Source organism: Colwellia sp. C2M11, assembly GCF_018860915.1.
Lineage (GTDB): Bacteria > Pseudomonadota > Gammaproteobacteria > Enterobacterales > Alteromonadaceae > Colwellia.
In genome coordinates this window covers 121,132-142,952 of the sequence record NZ_JAHKQD010000055.1, presented here as the reverse complement: position 1 = coordinate 142,952, position 21,821 = coordinate 121,132, and the positions used below count along the sequence as shown (strand labels likewise).

The 21,821-nt window shown below is 35.0% G+C and carries 19 protein-coding genes; 6 read left to right on the top strand and 13 right to left on the bottom strand.

Features of this window, described 5'->3' with window-relative positions:
* Positions 1-79: 79 nt before the first annotated feature.
* Positions 80-2,890 (bottom strand): insulinase family protein, encoded by a 2,811-nt coding sequence (locus KO509_RS17710; protein ID WP_215974587.1) that lies wholly within the window; start codon positions 2,888-2,890, stop codon positions 80-82.
* Between the two features lie 198 nt (positions 2,891-3,088).
* Here KO509_RS17710 and sixA point away from each other — a divergent pair, with 198 nt between their 5' ends.
* Positions 3,089-3,631: a phosphohistidine phosphatase SixA gene (sixA, locus tag KO509_RS17705; protein ID WP_215974586.1), complete on the top strand. Its 543-nt coding sequence runs from the start codon at positions 3,089-3,091 to the stop codon at positions 3,629-3,631.
* Between the two features lie 33 nt (positions 3,632-3,664).
* On the opposite strand, the gene smrB is transcribed toward sixA, so the two are convergent.
* A complete protein-coding gene (gene smrB / locus KO509_RS17700) occupies positions 3,665-4,237 on the bottom strand; it encodes an endonuclease SmrB (protein WP_215974585.1) in 573 nt (190 codons plus the stop codon).
* Positions 4,238-4,381: 144 nt separating this feature from the next.
* On the opposite strand from smrB, the gene prmB reads away from it, so the two are divergent.
* The gene (gene prmB / locus KO509_RS17695; protein WP_215974584.1) at positions 4,382-5,329 is read left to right on the top strand and encodes a 50S ribosomal protein L3 N(5)-glutamine methyltransferase; all 948 of its coding nucleotides are present in this window, start codon (positions 4,382-4,384) and stop codon (positions 5,327-5,329) included.
* A 105-nt stretch (positions 5,330-5,434) separates the two neighbouring features.
* A complete protein-coding gene (gene aroC / locus KO509_RS17690) occupies positions 5,435-6,565 on the top strand; it encodes a chorismate synthase (protein WP_215974583.1) in 1,131 nt (376 codons plus the stop codon).
* A 159-nt stretch (positions 6,566-6,724) separates the two neighbouring features.
* Here the strand turns inward: aroC and KO509_RS17685 are convergent, their stop codons facing one another.
* Together KO509_RS17685 and tpx are read right to left on the bottom strand one after the other, a co-directional pair.
* The gene (locus tag KO509_RS17685) at positions 6,725-7,183 is read right to left on the bottom strand and encodes an Hsp20 family protein (protein WP_215974582.1); all 459 of its coding nucleotides are present in this window, start codon (positions 7,181-7,183) and stop codon (positions 6,725-6,727) included.
* A gap of 341 nt (positions 7,184-7,524) precedes the next feature.
* Positions 7,525-8,097, bottom strand: coding sequence for a thiol peroxidase (gene tpx, locus KO509_RS17680; protein ID WP_354668422.1), 573 nt, complete (start codon positions 8,095-8,097; stop codon positions 7,525-7,527).
* 281 nt (positions 8,098-8,378) lie between these two features.
* Between tpx and KO509_RS17675 the strand changes: the two genes are divergently transcribed.
* Together KO509_RS17675 and KO509_RS17670 are read left to right on the top strand one after the other, a co-directional pair.
* On the top strand, positions 8,379-9,485 hold the full coding sequence (locus KO509_RS17675; RefSeq protein WP_215974580.1) for a response regulator: 1,107 nt from the start codon (positions 8,379-8,381) through the stop codon (positions 9,483-9,485).
* A 58-nt stretch (positions 9,486-9,543) separates the two neighbouring features.
* Positions 9,544-10,509, top strand: a complete 966-nt coding sequence (locus tag KO509_RS17670) for a diguanylate cyclase (protein WP_215974579.1) — start codon at positions 9,544-9,546, stop codon at positions 10,507-10,509.
* A gap of 40 nt (positions 10,510-10,549) precedes the next feature.
* Here the strand turns inward: KO509_RS17670 and lnt are convergent, their stop codons facing one another.
* The 5 genes from lnt to miaB all read right to left on the bottom strand — a co-directional run bounded on the left by lnt (position 10,550) and on the right by miaB (position 16,092).
* A complete protein-coding gene (gene lnt, locus KO509_RS17665) occupies positions 10,550-12,127 on the bottom strand; it encodes an apolipoprotein N-acyltransferase (RefSeq protein WP_215974578.1) in 1,578 nt (525 codons plus the stop codon).
* Complete coding sequence (locus KO509_RS17660) at positions 12,120-13,013, bottom strand: transporter associated domain-containing protein (RefSeq protein ID WP_215974577.1); 894 nt, start codon at positions 13,011-13,013, stop codon at positions 12,120-12,122. The genes lnt and KO509_RS17660 overlap by 8 nt, the downstream gene beginning before the upstream one ends.
* A 26-nt stretch (positions 13,014-13,039) precedes the next feature.
* Positions 13,040-13,495: an rRNA maturation RNase YbeY gene (gene ybeY, locus KO509_RS17655; RefSeq protein WP_215974576.1), complete on the bottom strand. Its 456-nt coding sequence runs from the start codon at positions 13,493-13,495 to the stop codon at positions 13,040-13,042.
* On the bottom strand, positions 13,495-14,487 hold the full coding sequence (locus KO509_RS17650) for a PhoH family protein (RefSeq protein WP_215974630.1): 993 nt from the start codon (positions 14,485-14,487) through the stop codon (positions 13,495-13,497). Before KO509_RS17650 ends, ybeY begins: the two co-directional genes overlap by 1 nt.
* Positions 14,488-14,634: 147 nt before the next feature.
* Entirely contained in the window at positions 14,635-16,092 is a 1,458-nt protein-coding gene (gene miaB / locus KO509_RS17645; RefSeq protein WP_215974575.1) for a tRNA (N6-isopentenyl adenosine(37)-C2)-methylthiotransferase MiaB, read from the bottom strand.
* A gap of 237 nt (positions 16,093-16,329) precedes the next feature.
* On the opposite strand from miaB, the gene KO509_RS17640 reads away from it, so the two are divergent.
* Positions 16,330-17,583 (top strand): FAD-dependent oxidoreductase, encoded by a 1,254-nt coding sequence (locus tag KO509_RS17640; protein ID WP_215974574.1) that lies wholly within the window; start codon positions 16,330-16,332, stop codon positions 17,581-17,583.
* A 97-nt stretch (positions 17,584-17,680) separates the two neighbouring features.
* Here the strand turns inward: KO509_RS17640 and purB are convergent, their stop codons facing one another.
* From purB to KO509_RS17620, 4 genes are all read right to left on the bottom strand, one after another.
* The gene (purB, locus tag KO509_RS17635) at positions 17,681-19,051 is read right to left on the bottom strand and encodes an adenylosuccinate lyase (protein ID WP_215974573.1); all 1,371 of its coding nucleotides are present in this window, start codon (positions 19,049-19,051) and stop codon (positions 17,681-17,683) included.
* Between the two features lie 78 nt (positions 19,052-19,129).
* Positions 19,130-19,771 (bottom strand): high frequency lysogenization protein HflD, encoded by a 642-nt coding sequence (gene hflD, locus KO509_RS17630; protein ID WP_215974572.1) that lies wholly within the window; start codon positions 19,769-19,771, stop codon positions 19,130-19,132.
* 49 nt (positions 19,772-19,820) lie between these two features.
* The gene (gene mnmA, locus KO509_RS17625; protein ID WP_215974571.1) at positions 19,821-20,990 is read right to left on the bottom strand and encodes a tRNA 2-thiouridine(34) synthase MnmA; all 1,170 of its coding nucleotides are present in this window, start codon (positions 20,988-20,990) and stop codon (positions 19,821-19,823) included.
* 110 nt (positions 20,991-21,100) lie between these two features.
* Positions 21,101-21,721, bottom strand: coding sequence for a pseudouridine synthase (locus KO509_RS17620; protein WP_215974570.1), 621 nt, complete (start codon positions 21,719-21,721; stop codon positions 21,101-21,103).
* Positions 21,722-21,821: the final 100 nt, after the last annotated feature.

Below are 21,821 nucleotides of genomic sequence, written 5' to 3'. Positions count from 1 at the left end.
GCACCGCTTTAAGTCAACTTTTCTCTTTAATTGTTTTAAATACTGCTTATTATCTACTCATAAATTTATATCGGTAGTGTTAATATTTTCTTTTACTTTTTTTAGTGAAGTAGTTAGGTGTTATTATATTTTTTCTCTTTAATTTTGCTTCTATTTTTTGCGTGAATTCAGGTTCATTTGTTGGTGTAGACATAAGAATGATTCTGTCAGGGTGGGAAATAGTCATCAATTGAGCCTGAATAAAGGTTATTATTTCTTCAAACTTTATACTTAAAATAACGTTGATAAGTTGTTTAATATGTGAAAAGTGTACATCTTTATTGCAAATAGCTGCCCAGAATCGCTGACTTTTTATTCTTAAGTTATTATCTTTTTCTTGCAACTGTCCAGCTAGACCTTGAATAAGGTGTGTCCAGTCATCTGGAGAGATGCTTGTTATTGTTTCAACACTTTCATTAATGAAGCGATCAATAGCCTGCGTTAAGGTAATTGCATCGGTATGTGGCGACTGAATGTAAAAGGCAATGCCTGGATAGCGATTTATTGGAACATAACCAACACCGACTAAATAACCATATTGTTTATTTGTGCGCATCTCTTGAAAGAATAAAGGAGATAATAGGTGACTAGTTATCATGGCTAAAGCAATTGAGTGATTATTTCTCGTTTCTAATGGGGCGTACACTACGGTTGCATGATCATGTTCCGGTATGGTTATTGGGAGTACAAGCGTTTCTGTATTGGATATATCAACAACAGGGCAAAGAACTGAATAGCCAGCATGATAATTGTGATTAAATGCGCGTTTAATGTTAGCGACTATCTCATTAGCATGTTCCATTAGCCAATTACCATGGATAAGTACTTCTAGGGTAACTTTTTCGAAAAGCTTTTTACTATAGGCTTGATAATGGGCAAAGGAAATGTGAGTTAAAGCCTGTGCTAAATTGGCTGACGTTGGGTTGTTTGGTTGCATCAATGAACTTAATGTGGAAAATAATTGTGAAATAGATTTACTCTTATTGCTATTTTCCCAATGATTGATTAATTGTTTTTTAAATAAATTGAAATCGTCTTGAGTGATATAATGATGCTTTAAGCGGTATATAAGTTTCTCTAATAATTTAGGCTGATTTTCACTAAATCCTGATATTTGTAACGTCATACCACCTTGATGAGCATATAAATGATAGTGAATAGAGGCAAGCTCTGCATCATAATTTTCTTCGATTACGGTATTGGTGAATAAGTCGACAAATAACCGCGTCATGGCAATATTCTCTATACTCTCTATTGAGCAAGGTGAATCTATACCAACATATATATACCCTTTGGGGACTTTAAAGGTTGTGTCTTGTTGATACCATACAACTAAGCCATTAGAGTCTTCAATTTTTGTCGGGTGTTTTTTATCATTATTATTATCAAAAATTTGTGGTTTACCTGTAATGTAAGGGTTTTCTTTAGGGAGATATAGAGCCTTATTTTCCTGAAAAGCTTCACTGGTTGGTGTTGATAGGTTATGCCAACGAGTTAATAGGTGCTTTTCTATTTTAGTGACATGATAAGGAACTTGATACCAAGTACTGGTTTTAGAAAAACGGTTGTTTTGGCTAACGTGAATAATGCGTACATTGTCTGCATTCAAATAATTAAGTAAATGATTAACATTTTTATGACTCATACCTGACATGATGTAGTCACCAAAAATATAGTCTTTAGCCGGATAATGCTGCATATTAATGACCAATTGGCTTACATTATCGAGCGGGGGGCACTTTTCATGGTAAATAAAAGCGAGTTCAGCAATGGTTTGTTTTTCTTTATAGTAGTAGCAAGGGATTTTTGTGGATTTCAACAAACCAATATAGGAGAAAACAAGGCTAATAATTTCATTAATATGTGCTTCACCTAATTCAGTTAAACTAATGCTGACGTTAAAATCTTTAAAGTTAGAGCCATTAATGCCAGAGCCTGCGGTTAAATTCATCGCCCATTGTGTTTTTTTTAGTGCTGATAAAATACTGCCTTTACCTTCATGTCCAATTAAATAAGCTAAGATAGATTCAGGTTTATCTTGATAATATTTATCAATACTTTCCATTGCAAAACTGATAATTAATTGATGTTCATTCTTTACCGGCTGCACATCTATTTGTATACCTTGATGTTCAGATAGATATAACGGCTCAGTAATTTTATTTAATGGTTGGCTATTGTTTTGAATGCCACTGAACATGCTTTCGGCTAAGTGTTGTAATTCAGCTAAAGGTTGTGGCCCTTCAATGGCAAGTGTCATAGAACTTGCTTGGTAATATTGATTGAAAAAAGCGTTGATTTCCTTACTTATTGATTCATTATTTCTATCTGCAAGTGTATCTAAATTTCCGACAGAAAATTTTGAAAATGGGTGGTGTTGATTAATTGTTTCTTTATGTACGTCATATAACCGTCGAACATCATCCTTTAGTTTTAATTTAAATTCAGCTTCAATGTTTTTTCGTTCTGTGACAACAAAGTCATCGGAAAGTAACGGTGAAATAAAAAACTGACTGAAGCGCTCTAATGCTTCGGTAAAATATTGATGTTGGATATCGAAGTAGAAACAAGTGTGCTCAGTTGCAGTCCAAGCATTGTTACTGCCGCCATGTTGGTTAATAAATTTTTGATACTCACTACCATCAGGAAACTTACGTGTACCTAAAAATAACATATGCTCTAAGAAGTGAGCTAAACCTTGCCTTGTTTGTGGATCATTAAAATGCCCTGCATTTACCGCTAATGCAGCGGCAGACTTTTCAGACTCTGCATTATTAATCAGCAAAACGCGTAGACCATTGTCCAAAGTAAGTGGTTGGTATTTTTTTAAATCATTTGGACTTTGCTTCAAGTTGCAGCTCCTAAATTAGCTTGAGAACTCTTTTTTAAATTGAGCTGTTTTTTTATTAATTGGCAGCCTTTAAAGTACCTTATGAAATAAGTAGAGTCTAATTTATTCTTAACAGTTGATTTATATTCTATTACCATTACTATAGCCAAAATAAAGACAATAAGGGTAAGTTTATCTACTCGATAAACTGGAGAATAAATGCATATTTTTATCATGCGCCATGGAGAGGCTGCAAATACTGACACTGAAGACTCAGTTAGACCGTTAACAAAAGTAGGCATTATTGAAACTACCAAAATGGGAGCGTGGTTAGCACACCGAAAATTATCGCAAGTGAAAGTGTTTGTTAGCCCTTATCTTAGAGCTCAGCAGACGTGTGCGAATGTTATTGAAGCTATACCTGAAATGGCAATTAATAGTGGACTCATGCCTGAAACACTTAATTTAATTACGCCTTCAGGTAACCCGCAGCAAGTGCATGATTTTATTGATGGCTTCATTAAAGATATTGGTTCTTTTAATAAAGAGACAACTCTAGATAAAAAACAAGGTGTCTTATTTGTTTCGCATATGCCTTTTGTTAGTTATTTTGTTGCCGAGTTAACTAATTCGAGCAATATGCCACTTTTTGCGACAGGAACAATAGCGATAATTGATTATGATATTGAAAAAATGCATGGTGAATTAGTCGGTATGGTATCACCAGAAAATGCAGAGCTTTACAGTGAGGAATTTTTTTAGTTGTTATTAGCGTAAGTTAGCTGAATCGATATATTACATTCTTGTAAATTTATCTTTGAGTTCAATAAGAGCTAATAAAGCGCCATTACCACCCCATTCTAAAGGCGCTTGGTGAAATGCCATTACATCAGGGTGTTGCACTAACCAATGAGGAACTTTATTTTTTAATATCTTTGAACCAAGACCATGAATAATACAAACGCATTGCGCATGTTCTTTTTGACAAGCATAGAGTAATGCAGCTATTTCTTGCTTGGCTTGATGTTGATCTAAACCATGTAGATCTAAAATTAAATCAGGTTTGTATACACTACGTCGTAAATTCTTAGCTTCAAAACTGTCAACATCGGCGCGTACATATTTCATTGGCCCCTGTTTATTTAAATTGGGTTCAAACTCATCAGAAAAATGAAATTGTGCATGGGCTTTGTTTTTGTGTTGTAACGTACTTTGTAGCGAATTTTTTAGCTGATATTTACTTTTTGGCTTGCTGAGCTTTTTATCAAAGTGTATTGTGTCCACCTTTAAAGGTTTCACCTTGCCAATGGCTTGTTGAAACAACTTTTCTTCCACGTTGTCGTTTGATTTTTGAAATATATCTTTCATTTTTATCATGGCAGTTTAAAAATATCAGTTAATCTTTACAAGAGATGAATGTAATGAATTATAATCAAACAAACGTAATTGATGATGCATACATTCTAAAGAATGTAGAGTATACAGAAAACTTAAAGGTTTTAGGAACTAAAAATGAGTAAGTTCACCGCCGTAACGAGCCAACTTCACACAATCGCTGATTATTGCCGATATGGAGCAACGTTATTTAATCAAGCAGAGTTGTTTTATGGCCATGGTAGCGATAATGCTTTTAACGATGCTTATATATTAGTTATGTATGCTTTGTCTTTACCTAATGATACTGACGACAGTATTATGTCATGTCGTTTGATTGAAACTGAAAAAGTAGATATTTTGGGTTTGTTTACTCGTCGTATTGAAGAGCAAATCCCTGTTGCTTACATTACGAATGTGGCTTACTTTGCCCAACTACCTTTTTATGTTGATGAACGTGTATTAATCCCTCGTTCACCGATTGGTGAATTAATTGAAACTAAATTTTCACCTTATATTGCGCAAAACAATCCACCTAAGCGTATTTTAGATTTATGTACCGGTAGTGGTTGTATAGCAATTGCTTGTGCTAGTTATTTTGACGAAAGTGAAATTGATGCAGTTGATCTATCTATAGATGCGTTGAATGTTGCTCAAATAAATATAGAAAATCATGGCCTTTGTGAACAAGTTATTCCAATTCAGTCTGATATATTTTCTGGGGTTGAAGGGCAAAGTTATGATTTAATTGTCAGCAATCCACCTTATGTTGATCAACAAGATATTGATAGCTTACCGCAAGAATATCATCATGAGCCTGAAATGGGCTTAGGTTGTGGGGAAGATGGTTTAGATATTGTTCGTGTTATTTTAGCTGAGAGTGCTAACCACCTTAACGATGAAGGATTACTTTTTTGTGAAGTAGGAAACTCAGAAGTTCATGTTAAAGCCCTATATCCAGATGTTCCTTTTACTTGGCTTGATTTTGAACGAGGCGGGCATGGTGTTTTTATGTTAACGAAAGCGCAGTTGATTGAGTTTTCAGATGTTTTCGTTGCTGCTTTAAAACACGATTCAATAAATTAAATAGTACTAAGCTAGTTTAAGTAATTAATATTAGTGAGTTAATATTAGAAATTAGCAGTATAAATTCATATATTTGTAAAATAAGAAATAGATCTTGGAGCTAAAATGTCAGGCAATACCTTTGGAAAATTATTTACCGTCACCTCATTTGGCGAAAGTCACGGTTTAGGACTAGGCGCCATTATTGACGGTTGTCCTCCGGGAATCGAATTATGTGAAGAAGATTTACAGATTGACTTAGATAGACGCCGTCCAGGTCAATCACGCTTTACTACAGCTAGAAATGAAGCGGATAAAGTTAAAATAATGTCAGGTGTTTTTGAAGGAAAAACGACTGGCACGCCTATAGGGCTTATTATTGAAAATACAGATCAGCGTTCTAAGGATTACGGAAATATTGCGCAAAGTTTTCGGCCAGGCCATGCGGACTATACTTACACACAAAAATATGGATTACGCGATTATCGAGGGGGCGGTCGTTCGTCAGCAAGAGAAACAGCTATGCGTGTTGCTGCGGGTGCCGTAGCTAAAAAGTATTTATTGCAAAAGTTTGGTATGAAAATACAAGCTTGTGTTACACAAATTGGTCCTATTTCGGCAACAACTGCTGAAGGAAAGCCACTTGATTTTGCAAACATTAATTGGAATGAAGTTGAAGAGAATCAGTTCTTTTTTCCAGATAATAATAAGCTTGAACAGTTAGACCAATATTTACGTGATGTTATGCGTACTAAAGACTCTATAGGCGCAAGACTTAGTGTTGTTGCAACAAATGTACCTGTAGGCTTAGGCGAACCTATTTTTGATAGACTTGATGCAGAGATTGCCCATGGTTTAATGAGTATTAATGCTGTTAAAGGTGTCGAAATTGGTGATGGTTTTGCTGTTGTTAATCAAAAAGGCTCTGAACATAGAGATGAGCTAACGCCGGAAGGTTTTAATAGTAATCATGCTGGTGGCGTTTTAGGTGGAATTTCTTCAGGACAAAATATTATTGCTCATTTAGCCTTAAAGCCGACATCTAGTATTGGTGTTAGTGGTAAAACAGTTGATGCTAATGGCGAAGCAGCAGATATTATCACTAGAGGTAGACACGACCCTTGTGTTGGTATTCGTGCAGTACCTATTGCTGAAGCTATGTTAGCACTAACATTAATGGATCATTACTTAAGACACCGCGCACAGAATGCTGATGTAGTTTGCACAACGCCGGTGATCACAAAGCATTCAATTTAATTTTTATGATGTAGTTATTTACTCAGTAACTATTTAGCAAGTTGTTGTTTTTCAATTAATCATAACTCATAAATTATCATAACCTAGACATAAAAAAGCCCAGTCAATGACTGGGCAAAAATAACAAATAAGTAGGAAATAGGGGAGAATTACAAACGCTTAACTATCACTTAGTAAGCTTTTACCATTGATTGCAATTTTTCTTGGTTTTAACGCTTCAGGTATTTCTCTTTGCAAATCAATATGTAATAAACCATCCTTCATAAAGGCACCAATGACTTTAACATGTTCACCTAATTGAAACTTTCTTTCAAAATTTCGTTCGGCTATCCCTTGATGTAAAAATTTTCTCGGTGCTTGTTTTTCTGAATTATTATTTATTGCTTTTGTGCCAATAATAATTAGACTGTTGTCTCTTGATTCGATATCAATATCTTCTTCACTAAAACCAGCCACCGCCATAGTAATTCTATACTTATCTTCGGCTAGCAGTTCTACATTATATGGTGGGTATGAAGATTGTTTTTCAGCTTGTGAAGCTTTGTCAATTAAGCCAGCTAAGTGATCAAAACCAATAAATGAACGGTAAAGTGGGCTGAAATCTGTAGATGTACGCATAATAAAATATCCTAATAATTAGCAATAATAATTTTATTTTAAACAATAAGTGATTGTAACTTCTGATCTCTATATTGAGCGACTCTTACCAACTAGGTTGCATAAAAGTAAATTTTCAATACGCTATTACATAGTGATATAAAGTAATACTCATTGATAAAATAATGCTGCCTTTCTTACCTAATGTAGGCGTTAACGAACAGGCAATGAGTTATACCATTTGGTATTGTGTAGCCCCTTACGGCGACTACACTAATAAAGATGGGACTGGTAAAATATTTTTCAAGGAAAAAAATAAAAATATTTTTATTATATTGATTTATATGGAATTATTTATTTAATTAATTATCAGGTAACTCATCATCGTTATCATTATCTTTACTTTCAACGACTAAAATGGGGGCTATATCTCTCACTGCTTTTAATGCAGCGGTGTAATCTGGATGTTGAGAAATATTTTTAACTAATTCTTTATATTTCACTTTTCCTTGAGCATCAACAATAAAAATAGCACGAGTTAGTAAGCCCATATCTTTGATAATTAAACCGTATTTTTCACCAAAATCACGCCAAACTGAGTCGGATAGTACTTTGATTTGATCAACATTTTCGACTTTGCAAAAACGCTTTTGCGCAAAGGGTAAGTCATTACTGATAGTTAAAATAGTTATATTACTGGGTAATTTTGATGCTTCATCATTAAAGCGTTTGGTTTGAATAGAGCAAATGCCTGTGTCCAAACTAGGAACAACAGAGATTAAAATAGTTTGATCTTTAAAATCAGATAGTTGCACAGGCGCAAAGTTTTTGTCTACTACTTTAAAGTTAGGTGCTAGATCGTTTATAGCCACTTGAGTTCCAAGTAATGTGACATACTTATTATTTGCTTTAACTAAGTTTTGTGTTTGATTCAAATTGTCCTGACTAAATGCTTGAACATTGAAAGTTAAAAGAGAATTTATAATGAGTGATGCAAATAAAAATTTGTTTAAGCTAGTAGTTTTCATCATTAGTTGGGATAATTAGATTAAAAATTAAGTTTACCGTTTTTCTGATCTAATTTCTGCATTATTTTTAATAATAGTTGTCAAGTTCTGAAAGATTAACCTATTGTTAGATTATATTATGAAAGTATTTTACTTGATGTAAATAAAGCCTTCATATTGTACATTTTTCTTAAAAAAGTGATATCTATATGTCCACTAAGCTACTAATTTGTGACGATTCAAATATGGCACGAAAGCAACTTGCACGATCTTTACCTGATGGTTGGGATGTAGAAGTAAGTTTTGCAACGAATGGTATCGAAGGGATTGAAGCCATAAAAGAAAACAAGGGAGATGTGTTACTACTTGATTTAAATATGCCTAAAATGGATGGCTATCAAGTACTGGAAGCTATTTTAGCGCAAGATTTACCAACATTAACGATAGTGGTTTCTGGTGATATTCAACCAGAAGCACATAAAAAAGTTATTGGATTAGGTGCATTAGCCTTTATTCAAAAACCTGTTAATAAAGATAAATTAACTGAAGTTTTATTGTCTTACGGTCTATTTACAAAAGATGAACAGCAAAATGATCTCCAAGATATTTCTGATCGTATACCAACAGCTAGTAAGCCTGAGCCAACTAAAAGTGGTAATAAGCAACTATCATCGCCACAAGCGAATACTAGTTTCACACCGACTTTAAGTGATGAATTAACTTTAGCGCCGAGCCTACGTGACTGTTATCAAGAGATTGCTAATGTTGCTATGGGCAGAGCAGGTGATTTATTAGCGCGTTTATTGGATGTATTTGTAAAACTACCTATACCTAACGTAAATTTTATTGAAGTTAGTGAGCTCAGAATGGCATTGGGGGATGTTGAATCCAATGAGAGTACATCTGGTGTTTGTCAGGGCTTTATTAGCGCAGGGATATCAGGTGAAGCATTACTTATTCTTAATGATTCAAGTTTTAAAGATGTCGCTTCTTTAATGAATTATCAGTATAACGAAGACGAAGGTACAGAGTTAGAGCTTTTAATGGACTTATCAAACGTATTGATTGGTGCTTGTTTAAAAGGAATATCAGAACAATTAGATATTAATTTTAGCCAAGGCCATCCCGTAGTTTTAGGTCAACACAGAAAAATATCAGAATTAATCGCTAACAATGTAAATAAATGGAAAAAAACTTTAGCCATAGAGATCAGCTATAGCATTGAAAGTTATGAAATTAAATGTGACTTGTTGCTGCTGTTTACCGAGCAATCAATGCGAACGTTGAATAATAAACTTACTTATTTGTTAGAGTAAGTTTATTACTCGTTGAATAAATTTAAACCGTTATACTTAGAAAGTAGGATTAGACCGTATGTCGTTAGAAACCTCGCAGTTAAATGAATTACACTGGTTAATGGAAATGCTTCACAGCATTGACGTTGGCTTAGTTGTTTTAGATACAGAATATAAAATTCAACTGTTTAACGGTTTTATGGAAAATCATAGTGGTTATTTGCCTAGAGAAGTAAAAGGAAAAATACTTTTTGATCTCTTTGATGAAATCCCTAAAGATTGGTTTAAACGCAAAGCTGAGTCGGTATTTTTATTAAAGAATAAAGCGTTTACTATTTGGGAACAGCGACCTTATTTATTTAAGTTTGATAGCTATCGTCCAGTAACCGGTAGTGCTGAGTTTATGTATCAAAACTCGACGTTTATTCCATTGGCTTCTTCTACGGGTGAAATAACACATCTTTGCTTACTTGTTTATGATGTAACCGATAATGCTATACATAAAATGAGTTTAGAAAAGGCAAATGCCGAGCTTGCTATTTTAAGTCAAACAGATGGTTTAACTAACTTATTTAATCGCACTCATTGGGAAAGTTGTTTACAAGCAGAATACAAACGTTGGATTAGAAGCCAACACCCTTGTTCGTTAGTGATGCTTGATATTGATCACTTTAAAAATGTGAATGATAGCTATGGCCATTTAGTCGGTGATGAAGTTCTTCGGCATATTTCAGCGTTAATCAAAGAACAGGCACGTGAGACTGATATTTCTGGTCGTTATGGTGGTGAAGAATTTACTATTTTACTCACTGATACTGAATTAAAAAGTGCTTATGTTTTCGCTGAACGTCTGCGTAGAGCAGTAGAAACAGCCGTTGTGAATTATAATGATATTAAAATTAGTTATACTGTGAGTATTGGCGTAGCTGAAGTAGATGCAAGCATAAAAACGCCAGCAGCTTGGATTGAGTGTGCAGATTCGGCGCTTTATAATGCAAAAGAAAATGGTCGCAATAAGGTAATATTACATTCAAAACAAGATTAGTTTACTTTTTAGCCATTAGAATAACTAGAGATTCTAATGCTTACTTGTTTGGTATTATTCTTTGTTTAATAAAAATAAATACCATTGGTACTAAAATAATTAGTAATAATATTAATCTTGGCCACTGGCTATAAGGTGTTTTTCCTACCACTAATGGTACATCAGCTTTTAATACACCTTCTTTAAATTGTGGAATGCGAGCAATATAGTCGCCATTATGGTCAACAATAGCAGTAATACCATTATTTGTTGCTCGTAATAATGGTCTGCCAAATTCTAATGCGCGCATACGTGCAATTTCCATATGTTGATGTGGCCCATGAGAATGACCAAACCAAGCATCATTACTGACTGTTAGCAGTAAATCAGTTTCAGGTGTTAAATTAGCGGCTAATTGATGAGGAAAGGCGATTTCAAAGCAAAGTAACGGTAGTAAGTGTAAACCGTTAGCGACTAAGTTAGGTTGAACATAATCACCTCGACTAAAAGAAGACATAGGGAGATTAAAAAGAGGAGCTAATGGACGTAATAATTCTTGAAAAGGGACAAACTCACCAATAGGTAATAAATGGTGTTTAGAATAACGGTTTTGATGATTATAGTAATAGCTTATTTCATCTGTCGGCTGTGCTTTTCCTAGAGTAATTAAACTATTGAAATACTCTTTACTTTCAAAGTTATAATTAAGAATTCCGGTAATAATAGCACTATTATTTAATAGAGCGGAATCGTTTACAGTGGTTAAATAGTCTTGAACTGTAGGCTCTAATGCCGGAATTGCTGATTCAGGCCAAATTATAATATCGGCATCATAATTTACGCGGGTAAGATCTAAATACTTGAGCATGGTTGGCCACTCTTGTTCAGGCGACCACTTTATTGATTGTGCAATATTCCCTTGAACTAGCGCTACTTTAGTGGTTTTACCATTCGTTTCCACCCATATCATTTGAGATAAAACAAAGCTAAGCAAAGCCAATGAACAAATAATACTTGTAGGGAGTACCAATTTCCCACGTTTTTGCTGTGTTAATGCGATAAAAATTTTAACTAAAGATATATTTATCAATAAGACAATCGCTGTTACCCCTACCTCACCAATTAAGGGAACTAAGCTCGCCAAAGGACTGTCTATTTGGCTATACCCTAATGATAACCAAGGAAAGCCAGTAAGGACTACACTACGTAGATATTCACAAATAAGCCAAAATGAAGGTAATAGCCATAAGTTTAATTGCTGGTTATTGGAAAACCGGGCGGTTAGGTAAGCAGCAAGAGCAGGGAATATTGTCAAATAAAGACAAAGTAGCAGCATTAAGGCTAATGAAATAATTAAGGGCAGACCACCAAATTGGTCAATACTGACATGAACCCAACTAATACCGCTAGCAAACCACCCAAAGGCAAATAAGGCCATGAATTTGGCTGCTTTTTTAGGTGAAGTATTACGTATTTTGTAAAAAACAAAAGCAGGAAGAAATAAGGCTAAATACCACTGCGAAAAAGGGGCATAAGCGAAAACTAAGCTTAAGCCAGTTAAGAAACTAAGCCAATAATCTTTATTTTGTAGTTTTTTCAGTAAACGTGAATAGACTATGTTAACGTTTATTTTAGTCACTCACTTTACCATTGATTGTATGTTTTTTATTAACGGTTACTTGTAACATTTGCATACATCGAGTATCGGCAGCTACTACTTTAAACTCAAAGTTGCCAATAGTTACTTGTTCACCTTTTCGTGGCATATGATGTAAATTTTGTAAAATAACGCCTGAGATCGTATCCGCTGATTTCTCGTCAAAATCACTGTTAAAATAACTGTTAAAATCTTCAAGTTCGGTTAATGCTCGAACCAAATAGACGTTACCAGCGAGTACTTTAATATCTTCTTCAATATCTTCATCGGTTTCATCTTCAATTTCACCAACAATTTGTTCAAGAATATCTTCTATTGTAATAACACCTGAAATACCACCATATTCATCAGCAACTAATGCCATATGATAACGATTAGAGCGAAACTCTTTTAACAAAGGCTCAACTTTTTTGCTTTCGGGTACAATGATGGCTGGGCGAATTATGTTATTTAAACTAAATTCTTTGTCATCTATGCCTAAGTTAACGCTATTAAAACCAAAAGCGATTAAATCTTTAGCTAATAAAATACCATCTACATGATCAATATCTTCATTAACGACAGGGAATCTTGAATGTCCAGACTCTAAAATTATTGGTAAGAACTCATCTAAACTTTGGTTTCTATCAATAGTAACCATTTGTGAACGCGGGATCATGATATCGCGAACACGCATCTCTGATACACCTAAAACGCCCTCAATCATTAGTTTGGTTTCAGGGTTTATAAGTTCACGACCCTCAGCACCAGTTAATACGTCGACGAGGTCATTTTTATTTTTCGGTTCAAGACGAAACATATGCATAAAGTTGTGAAAAAATGATTTCTTCTTTGAACCGCTATTCGAGTGGGGGTTGTCATCGCTCATAGAGCTTGGGTATTTCCTATATTAATTTATACGTTATATGGATCATTAATGGCTAATGTAGCTAAAATTTTAATTTCTAGCGCTTCCATTTCATTTGCATCAGTATCGTTTATATGATCATATCCTAATAAATGCAAGCATCCATGTATTACCATATGTGCCCAATGATCAAATAATGCTTTTTTTTGTTGCTTTGATTCTTCTTCGACAACCTCAGAGCAAATGATTAAATCACCCAACAAGTTGAGTTCAATGCCTTCAGGGACTTCGAAAGGAAAAGATAACACATTAGTCGGTTTATCTTTTTGTCTATATTGTTTGTTAAGTTGCTGGCTTTCTTGTGCATTTACCAGACGTATAGTTAACTCAAACTCTTTTTCTGTAACAGTTGTTAATGCTGCATTAACCCACTGTTGAAAAAGTTCAGCAGTAGGTAGATTCTGCGCATCACAGGCATTTTGTAAATCAACAATATGTTTCATTACTCAGTACTACTTAATTTATTTTCTTTTAATTTTTTTTGTCTATTTAATTCTTGTTCATGAGACTCATAAGCATCAACTACTCTAGCGACAACAGGGTGACGAACAACATCTTTCGATTGGAAAAAATTAAAGCTAATACCATTAATGTTTTGTAACACTTCTATAGCATCACGTAAACCTGACGTTTGGTATTTAGGTAAATCAACTTGTGTTATATCCCCTGTGATAACCGCTCTAGAATTAAAGCCAATACGTGTTAAAAACATTTTCATTTGTTCAACTGTTGTATTTTGACTTTCATCTAAAATAATAAAGGCATCATTTAATGTTCTACCACGCATATAGGCTAAAGGGGCTATTTCAATAACATTACGTTCAATCAACTTTTCAACACGCTCAAAGCCTAACATTTCAAATAATGCATCATAAAGCGGTCTTAAGTAAGGATCGATTTTTTGTGATAAATCACCAGGTAAAAAGCCAAGTTTCTCCCCCGCTTCGACAGCAGGGCGAGTTAGAAGTATGCGACGAACTTCTTGTCGTTCTAATGCATCTACAGCACAAGCGACTGCAAGATAAGTTTTACCTGTTCCTGCAACACCGACCCCAAAACTAATATCATTGGTGATTATATTTTGTACATAGGTTTGTTGGTTACCATTACGAGGCTTAACTACACCACGTTTAGTTTTAATGGTAACCATTTTTTCATAGTTAGCACCTAACTCTGACGCTTCTTTAGTGTTGTTTGAAGTATCGGTTGCGCTATCTTGCTCCATCATATCAGCTTCAATAATTGCAAGATGCACCATTTCACTGGTTATTTCTTTATGTTGTCCTTTTACGGGAGCTGTTTCTATATACAGATTTTTTAATAAATTAATAACGGCAATACAATGACTATCTTTACCTAAAACGGTAAATTGACTACCACGGTAACTAATTTTAACCCCTAAACGACGTTCAATTGTTTTGAGGTGATCATCCATAGGACCACATAAATTAGCCTGACGAGCGTTATCAACAGGCTCTAGGCTTAATTGATGGTTATCTTGTTTACTTGTTTGCTCTAGTGATTTATCAGTCAAAATATTATCCAGTATTTTATATGTTCATCTAGTATTAATAACAATGTTTTAACTTGCAGGGTTATAAGTGCCAACACCTAAATCATCAATATTACTTATGATTGATTTTGATGTTTTATGATGGTTATTCGCTAATATATCAGCTGGTGAATGCGCTATACGAAGGCCCATTTCACTTTCTTGACGAATTAACTCGCCACGCAAAGAGTTAGCGTAAACATCGGTAATTTTTACATCAACAAATTGGCCAATCACAGAATGTGGTGCCACAAAGTTAACTGTGCGGTTGTTTTCAGTTTTACCACGGAGCTCCATCGGGTTTTTCTTTGATGGACCTTCAACTAAAATACGTTGCTCTGTATTCAACATTTGTCTGGCAATACGTAATGCTTGTTGCGTAATTTTATCTTGTAATAGCGCTAGACGTTCTTTCTTGATCTCATCGCTAATATCATCAGGTAAATCAGCTGCTGGCGTACCAGGACGAGCACTGTAAATAAAGCTAAAACTTAGATCAAAATTAACGGCTTCAATTAAATTCATGGTATCCATAAAGTCGTCATTGCTTTCACCAGGGAAACCGATGATAAAATCAGAAGACATACAAAGATCAGGTCGTACTTTTTTTAATTTACGAATTTGAGATTTATACTCAATTGCCGTATGCCCACGTTTCATTTGCGTTAAAATTCTATCACAACCACTTTGTACTGGCAGGTGTAAATGATTGACTAATTCTGGTACGTCAGCATATGCGTCAATAATATCATCAGTAAATTCAACAGGGTGTGAAGTGGTATAGCGGATGCGGTCAATACCATCAATGGTTGCAACTAAGCGTACTAAGTCTGCAAAACGACAAATACTACCATCATGCATTTCACCACGGTAAGCATTAACATTTTGTCCTAATAAGTTAACTTCACGTACACCTTGCTCAGCAAGTTGCGCTATTTCATATAATACATCATCAAGAGGTCTACTAACTTCTTCACCACGAGTATAAGGTACAACACAGAAAGTACAGTATTTACTACAACCTTCCATAATTGAAACAAAAGCGCTTGGTCCATCGGCAACAGGCTCAGGTAAGCGATCAAACTTTTCAATTTCAGGGAAACTAACATCAACAATAGATTTCGAGCCATGTTGTAATTGATTAAGCATCTCAGGTAAGCGGTGTAAGGTTTGTGGACCAAAAACCATATCGACAAATGGTGCTCGTTTACGAATTGCATCACCTTCTTGTGAGGCAACACAGCCACCAACACCAATAACTAAGTTAGGGTTAATGTCTTTTAAATTTTTCCAACGGCCAAGTTGGTGAAAAACTTTTTCTTGTGCTTTTTCACGAATCGAGCAGGTGTTGAGTAAAATCACATCAGCATCTTCAGCTTCTTGTGCTAGTTCAAAACCATGAGTTGAATCTAGTAGTTCGGCCATTTTTTGCGAGTCATACTCGTTCATTTGACAGCCCCAAGTTTTGATATATAGCTTTTTACTCATTTATTTTACTCTTACATATTCGTTTAACGATAGAAACCGACATCTAATTTACTCAACTTACATTGAATGCCAATTGATTTGTCGATAAAAGGAGACGTATTTTACATTAATTTAATCAAACATTCGAGCAAACTCCGTGTTGTTTCGGTGAAATTAATTTCTGTCTATTTTCACTAGGTTTAACTCAAGCTCTTCGATACAATAACCGTTATCATTTTTAATGGAAATAAGTGCAAAATGAAAGACTTTGATTGTGTTGTTATTGGTGGTGGCATGGTAGGTGCCGCAAGTGCATTAGCATTAGCACAGCTAGGATTGACTGTGGCTCTAGTTGAGCAACATCAGCCGCAACCATTTACGAAAGAACAAAGTTTTGATTTACGTGTTTCAGCGATATCGCTAGCCTCTCAATATTTATTAGAGCAATTAGGGGCGTGGACACAAGTGATGCAATGGCGAGCTTGTCCTTATAAACGATTGGGTGTTTGGGAACAAGAATATGCTTATACTGAATTTAATGCTGATAATATTAGTCAGGCTCATTTAGGGCATATTGCTGAAAATAGGTTATTACAATTATCTTTATGGCAACAAATAAAGCTGCAATCTAATATTGAAGTATTTTGCCCAGAAAAATTGATTTCGTTATCTCAAAACAGTGATCAAGCGACGTTAGTGCTAGAGCATATAACGTTAACTGCCAAGTTAGTGATAGCGGCTGATGGTGCTAATTCTCAAATAAGAGACTTAGTTAATATAGGAATTACATCATGGGATTATCAGCAATCAGCTATGCTTGTGAATGTAAAAACCGAGTTATCTCAACAAGATATTACTTGGCAACAATATTTACCAACAGGTCCGGTGGCATTTTTACCATTATCAAAAAATACAGTATTACAAACTACAAAGCCGCAAGAGACGATTGATGATGTAAGTTCAAAAGATAAAGTTGATACTGGTGGTTATGCATCTTTGGTTTGGTATCATCAACGTGATGAAATTAAACGATTGGCCGCTTTATCAAACCAGCAATTGCAGCAAGAAATATTGTCAGTTTTTCCTAAACGATTAGGTCAAATAGAGGTACTCGATAAAGGAGCTTTTCCATTAACTCGACGTCATGCCAATACTTATCAGAACAAGCGGGTACTGTTGTTAGGTGATGCAGCCCATACGATAAATCCGATGGCGGGGCAGGGTGTTAATTTAGGTTTTAAAGATGTTCAAGCATTACAAACTGTAATTTCATGTGCGATTGGTAATGGCGAATGTTGGCATAATACAGTTGTATTAAGCCGTTATGAAAGAATGAGGCGCAAGGATAATTTGTTGATGCAATCAACCATGGATGTTTTATATCATGCATTTAGCCACCCATCACCATTAATTAAAACCTTAAGAAATGCGAGCTTATTTGCGGTTAGTAAGGTTCCTGGACTGAATAGTGTCGTAAAAAATAAAGCCTTGGCTTATGCTTGTGGTGTGTAGGTAAACCAAGTTCAGAGTATATAGTCAGAATAAAAAAAGAAGGCTTTAGCCTTCTTTTTTTATTAACAATTAATCATTTTTATCTTAACTAGAATTATTAATCTAATTCTTCAATAAATGATACAGCACGACCAATATAACTTGCCGGAGTTAACAAACATAATTCAGCTTTAACGCTATCCGGTAGCTCAAGGTTATTAATAAATTCGCGCATAGAGTTGCCATCAACACGTTTACCACGTGTTAATTCTTTTAATTTTTCATACGGCTTTTCAATACCGTAACGACGCATGACCGTTTGTACAGGCTCTGCTAGTACTTCCCAGTTATTATCAAGTTCTTTAGCTAGGTTTTCTTCGTTTACTTGTAATTTGCTAATGCCTTTTAATGTTGATTGGTAGGCAATAAGTGCATGACCAAAACCAACACCTAAGTTACGTAGAACAGTTGAGTCAGTTAAATCACGTTGCCAGCGAGAAATTGGCAGCTTTTGAGCAAGGTGATTGAATATTGCATTAGCAATACCTAAGTTACCTTCTGAATTTTCGAAATCAATAGGGTTAACTTTGTGCGGCATTGTTGATGAACCAATTTCACCTGCTATAGTTTTTTGCTTGAAATGACCTAGGGCAATATATCCCCAAACATCACGGTCAAAGTCGATCAAAATAGTATTAAATCGAGCGATCGCATCAAATAACTCAGCAATATAGTCATGTGGCTCTATTTGTGTTGTAAAAGCATTCCAAGTTAATCCTAATGAACTAACAAATTCATCTGCAAATTGATGCCAATTAACTTCTGGATAAGCACTTAGGTGAGCATTGTAGTTACCAACAGCACCATTTATTTTGCCTAGTAATGCTACTTCTGCAATTTGCTTACGTTGACGTTGTAAACGTACATAAACATTCGCCATTTCTTTACCTAAGGTGCTAGGAGAAGCAGGTTGCCCATGAGTTCTACACATCATAGGAATATTTTTATATTCAACTGCTAAACCTTTAATTTCAGCAAGAATTTCATCAATGACAGGCAATAAAACCTTGTCATTACATTCTTTTAGCATTAAGCCATGAGAAAGGTTATTAATGTCTTCAGAAGTACAAGCAAAATGAATAAATTCAGTTACTGCATTTAACTCAGCATTATCAGCAATTTTTTCTTTTAAAAAATATTCAACCGCTTTTACATCATGATTAGTCGTTGCTTCAATTTTCTTGATGCGCAAAGCATCTTCTACGTCGAAATTATTAACAATGCTATTCAATACGTCATTTGCTGTATCACTAAACACAGGTACTTCTGCAATAGCTTTAGTCGCACTTAATTTCTGTAACCAACGTACTTCAACCGTCACACGGTATTTAGTTAAACCAAATTCACTAAATATAGGGCGTAAGTCACTTGTTTTGCTGCCATATCTGCCGTCTACTGGCGATATAGCTGTTAATGCTGAAAGTTCCATGATGTATTCCTAGGTTAAAAATTTATGTTTTATAGTATTTGTTAAAAGTATCTTTTTAAAATACGGTTACAAAATAGGTTAAATAGTATTAACAAGCTGTTGTGCTGTTTTTACTATTTTACTACGGTTAAAAAATATGCTTCTTCGTTTACCGCCCACTTGTCGCCATAATACGGCTGATCTTATACCTGCTAAGAGTAAGGCTCTAATTTTATGTTGATTTATAGATTGTTTTAATATGGTTGGCTCGCCAGTTACTTGAATACGAGCTCCTAGTGGGCTAATAATATCACTATATATGCTAGCAAAGCTGGAGATAAGTGTATCGCTGGTAATGCTGTAATGGTCTATTTGTCTTTTACTTGCATCAATACGTTCACCGAGCTTTGTTAACTGTTTTGGTTGTTTTGCTAATTTTCGCTCGAGATTGATTAAACCAATAATGTAGCGGGTAAGCTCAGGATCTTTTACTTTCTTACCTTCGCTATTACTATTCTCACTTGATGGGTCACCTAAATGATTAATTAACAGCTTGAGCCCCAATTTCACATTAGCTAAATCTCCACCATATACTGCTAAGGTATTCTCGGGCGACGTAATGGTTATACTGTTGACTAATACGGTCAGGTCATTTTCATCAACTTGCCCTGTACGTGAAACTTGTTGTACCAGATATGCTGCTTGAAAAATGGCGGCTAAAGTTATCGTTTGATCTTTCATTGCTACTTTAATTACTTCTTTAAATAGGTTTATTTTCGTTAATAAATAATTAACGAATAAGAGTATTGATAATACCGCCGCCAAGACAAACGTCGCCTTGATAAAATACAACAGATTGGCCTGGTGTTACTGAGCTTTGAGGCTCATCGAAATCAATTTGATATTGTGGGCTATTATCGTCATCTTTCATTTCTGATTGTGCGAGTGGCATCACTGTACAAGCTACATCATCTTGTCGGTAACGTGTTTTTACCGTACATTTTATTGGCGCAGATAATTCTTTTCGATCAACCCAATGTAACTGATTAGCAATTAAACCTTTTGAAAATAGACGAGGGTGATTATGTCCTTGACCAACAATAAGTACATTACGTAATAAGTCTTTTTCCACAACATACCAAGGCTCTTCACCAGCATTAGCTAAGCCACCTATACGTAAACCTTTACGTTGACCTAGGGTATGATACATTAAACCATCATGATGACCGACAGCTTCACCTTCAGCTGACTCAATAATACCGGGTTGTGCGGGTAAATATTGCCCTAAAAAATCTTTAAATTTACGTTCGCCTATAAAACAAATCCCAGTACTGTCTTTTTTGTTATGCGTAATTAATCCTGCTTTTTCAGCAATAGCACGCACTTGAGGTTTCTCAATGTCGCCAACAGGAAATAATGTTTGTGAAAGTTGCTTCTCATCTAAGGTATATAAGAAGTAGCTTTGATCTTTATTATTGTCTAAACCACGTACCATGGTCCAATGATTGTTAGTAAATCGACGCTGTACATAATGACCAGTGGCAATATAATCAGCGCCTAAATCTTCACAAGCAAACTCTAAAAAAGCTTTGAATTTGATTTCTTTGTTACACATTATATCGGGGTTTGGTGTTCTACCAGCTTTATATTCAGCCAAAAAGTATTCAAAAACATTGTCCCAATATTCAGTGGCAAAGTTAATTGTGTGTAATTTTATATCTAATTTATCACAAATTGCTTGAGCATCTTCTAAATCTTGTGCCGCTGCACAATATTCATCGGTGTCATCTTCTTCCCAATTTTTCATGAACAAGCCTTCAACCTGATAGCCTTGTTCTTTTAATAAATAGGCTGAAACTGAAGAATCTACTCCGCCTGACATGCCAACAATAACTTTCGTTGCTTGTGGTGATGAGGGCGTTAGTGTTTTGTTTTGTGGATCTTGAAGCTCAATAGACATTGAAAAACTCTTGGTCGTAAAAAATGAATGTACGCAATAAATGGGCGCAGAATTATAGCACGCTCATTATCGCGATTAAATAGCCATAGTTAATAACAACTATCATTAATCTAATCAATTACCTTATATGCACCATTATCAATATTATTTATTGTCCATTGACCAATGGAAAAACGTATTAAGCGCAGTGTAGGATAGCCGATATGAGCTGTCATTCGTCTAACTTGACGATTTCGACCTTCTGTAATAGTTATTTCAAGCCAAGTTGTTGGAATATTGGCGCGCTCTCGTATAGGTGGAGTGCGTGGCCAAATGTTAGGTTGTTCCATTATTTTTACTTTTGCCGGTAAAGTAATACCATCTTTAAGTATTACGCCTTTACGTAGCATAGCTAAATCATTATCGGTTGGACTGCCTTCGACTTGTACCCAGTAGGTTTTAGCTGTCTTTTTTTTCGGGTTAGCTATTTGATGTTGTAATTTTCCATCATTAGTCAGCATTAATAAGCCTTCACTATCTCGATCTAGCCGACCTGCTGCATAGACGCTTTCTATAGGAATATAGTCTTTTAATGTTTTTCGTTGTTGTTTCCCTTCATGTTTTTCATCGGTAAATTGGCATAAAACATCAAAAGGTTTATTGAAGAGTACAATCTTGCGCTCACTTTTATCTGGTCGTACCTTTGTTTGTTGTTTCGCTCTATATCTTGTATGGTCTTTGTTGTTGTTCATTTTGATCTTATTTCAGTCGGGATAACGAGATTTGTGCTTATACTCAGCTATATTAATACGTCGTAAATTATTATAATATAATGCGCGAAAAATAAATGTT

Bases quoted from the DNA above. Each gene is read 5' to 3' on its own strand.
- sixA (WP_215974586.1), top strand. From the start codon at position 3,089: ATGCATATTTTTATCATGCGCCATGGAGAGGCTGCAAATACTGACACT.
- smrB (WP_215974585.1), bottom strand. From the start codon at position 4,237: ATGAAAGATATATTTCAAAAATCAAACGACAACGTGGAAGAAAAGTTG.
- prmB (WP_215974584.1), top strand. From the start codon at position 4,382: ATGAGTAAGTTCACCGCCGTAACGAGCCAACTTCACACAATCGCTGAT.
- aroC (WP_215974583.1), top strand. From the start codon at position 5,435: ATGTCAGGCAATACCTTTGGAAAATTATTTACCGTCACCTCATTTGGC.
- KO509_RS17685 (WP_215974582.1), bottom strand. From the start codon at position 7,183: ATGCGTACATCTACAGATTTCAGCCCACTTTACCGTTCATTTATTGGT.
- KO509_RS17675 (WP_215974580.1), top strand. From the start codon at position 8,379: ATGTCCACTAAGCTACTAATTTGTGACGATTCAAATATGGCACGAAAG.
- KO509_RS17670 (WP_215974579.1), top strand. From the start codon at position 9,544: ATGTCGTTAGAAACCTCGCAGTTAAATGAATTACACTGGTTAATGGAA.
- KO509_RS17660 (WP_215974577.1), bottom strand. From the start codon at position 13,013: ATGAGCGATGACAACCCCCACTCGAATAGCGGTTCAAAGAAGAAATCA.
- ybeY (WP_215974576.1), bottom strand. From the start codon at position 13,495: ATGAAACATATTGTTGATTTACAAAATGCCTGTGATGCGCAGAATCTA.
- KO509_RS17650 (WP_215974630.1), bottom strand. From the start codon at position 14,487: ATGGATGATCACCTCAAAACAATTGAACGTCGTTTAGGGGTTAAAATT.
- miaB (WP_215974575.1), bottom strand. From the start codon at position 16,092: ATGAGTAAAAAGCTATATATCAAAACTTGGGGCTGTCAAATGAACGAG.
- KO509_RS17640 (WP_215974574.1), top strand. From the start codon at position 16,330: ATGAAAGACTTTGATTGTGTTGTTATTGGTGGTGGCATGGTAGGTGCC.
- purB (WP_215974573.1), bottom strand. From the start codon at position 19,051: ATGGAACTTTCAGCATTAACAGCTATATCGCCAGTAGACGGCAGATAT.
- hflD (WP_215974572.1), bottom strand. From the start codon at position 19,771: ATGAAAGATCAAACGATAACTTTAGCCGCCATTTTTCAAGCAGCATAT.
- mnmA (WP_215974571.1), bottom strand. From the start codon at position 20,990: ATGTCTATTGAGCTTCAAGATCCACAAAACAAAACACTAACGCCCTCA.
- KO509_RS17620 (WP_215974570.1), bottom strand. From the start codon at position 21,721: ATGAACAACAACAAAGACCATACAAGATATAGAGCGAAACAACAAACA.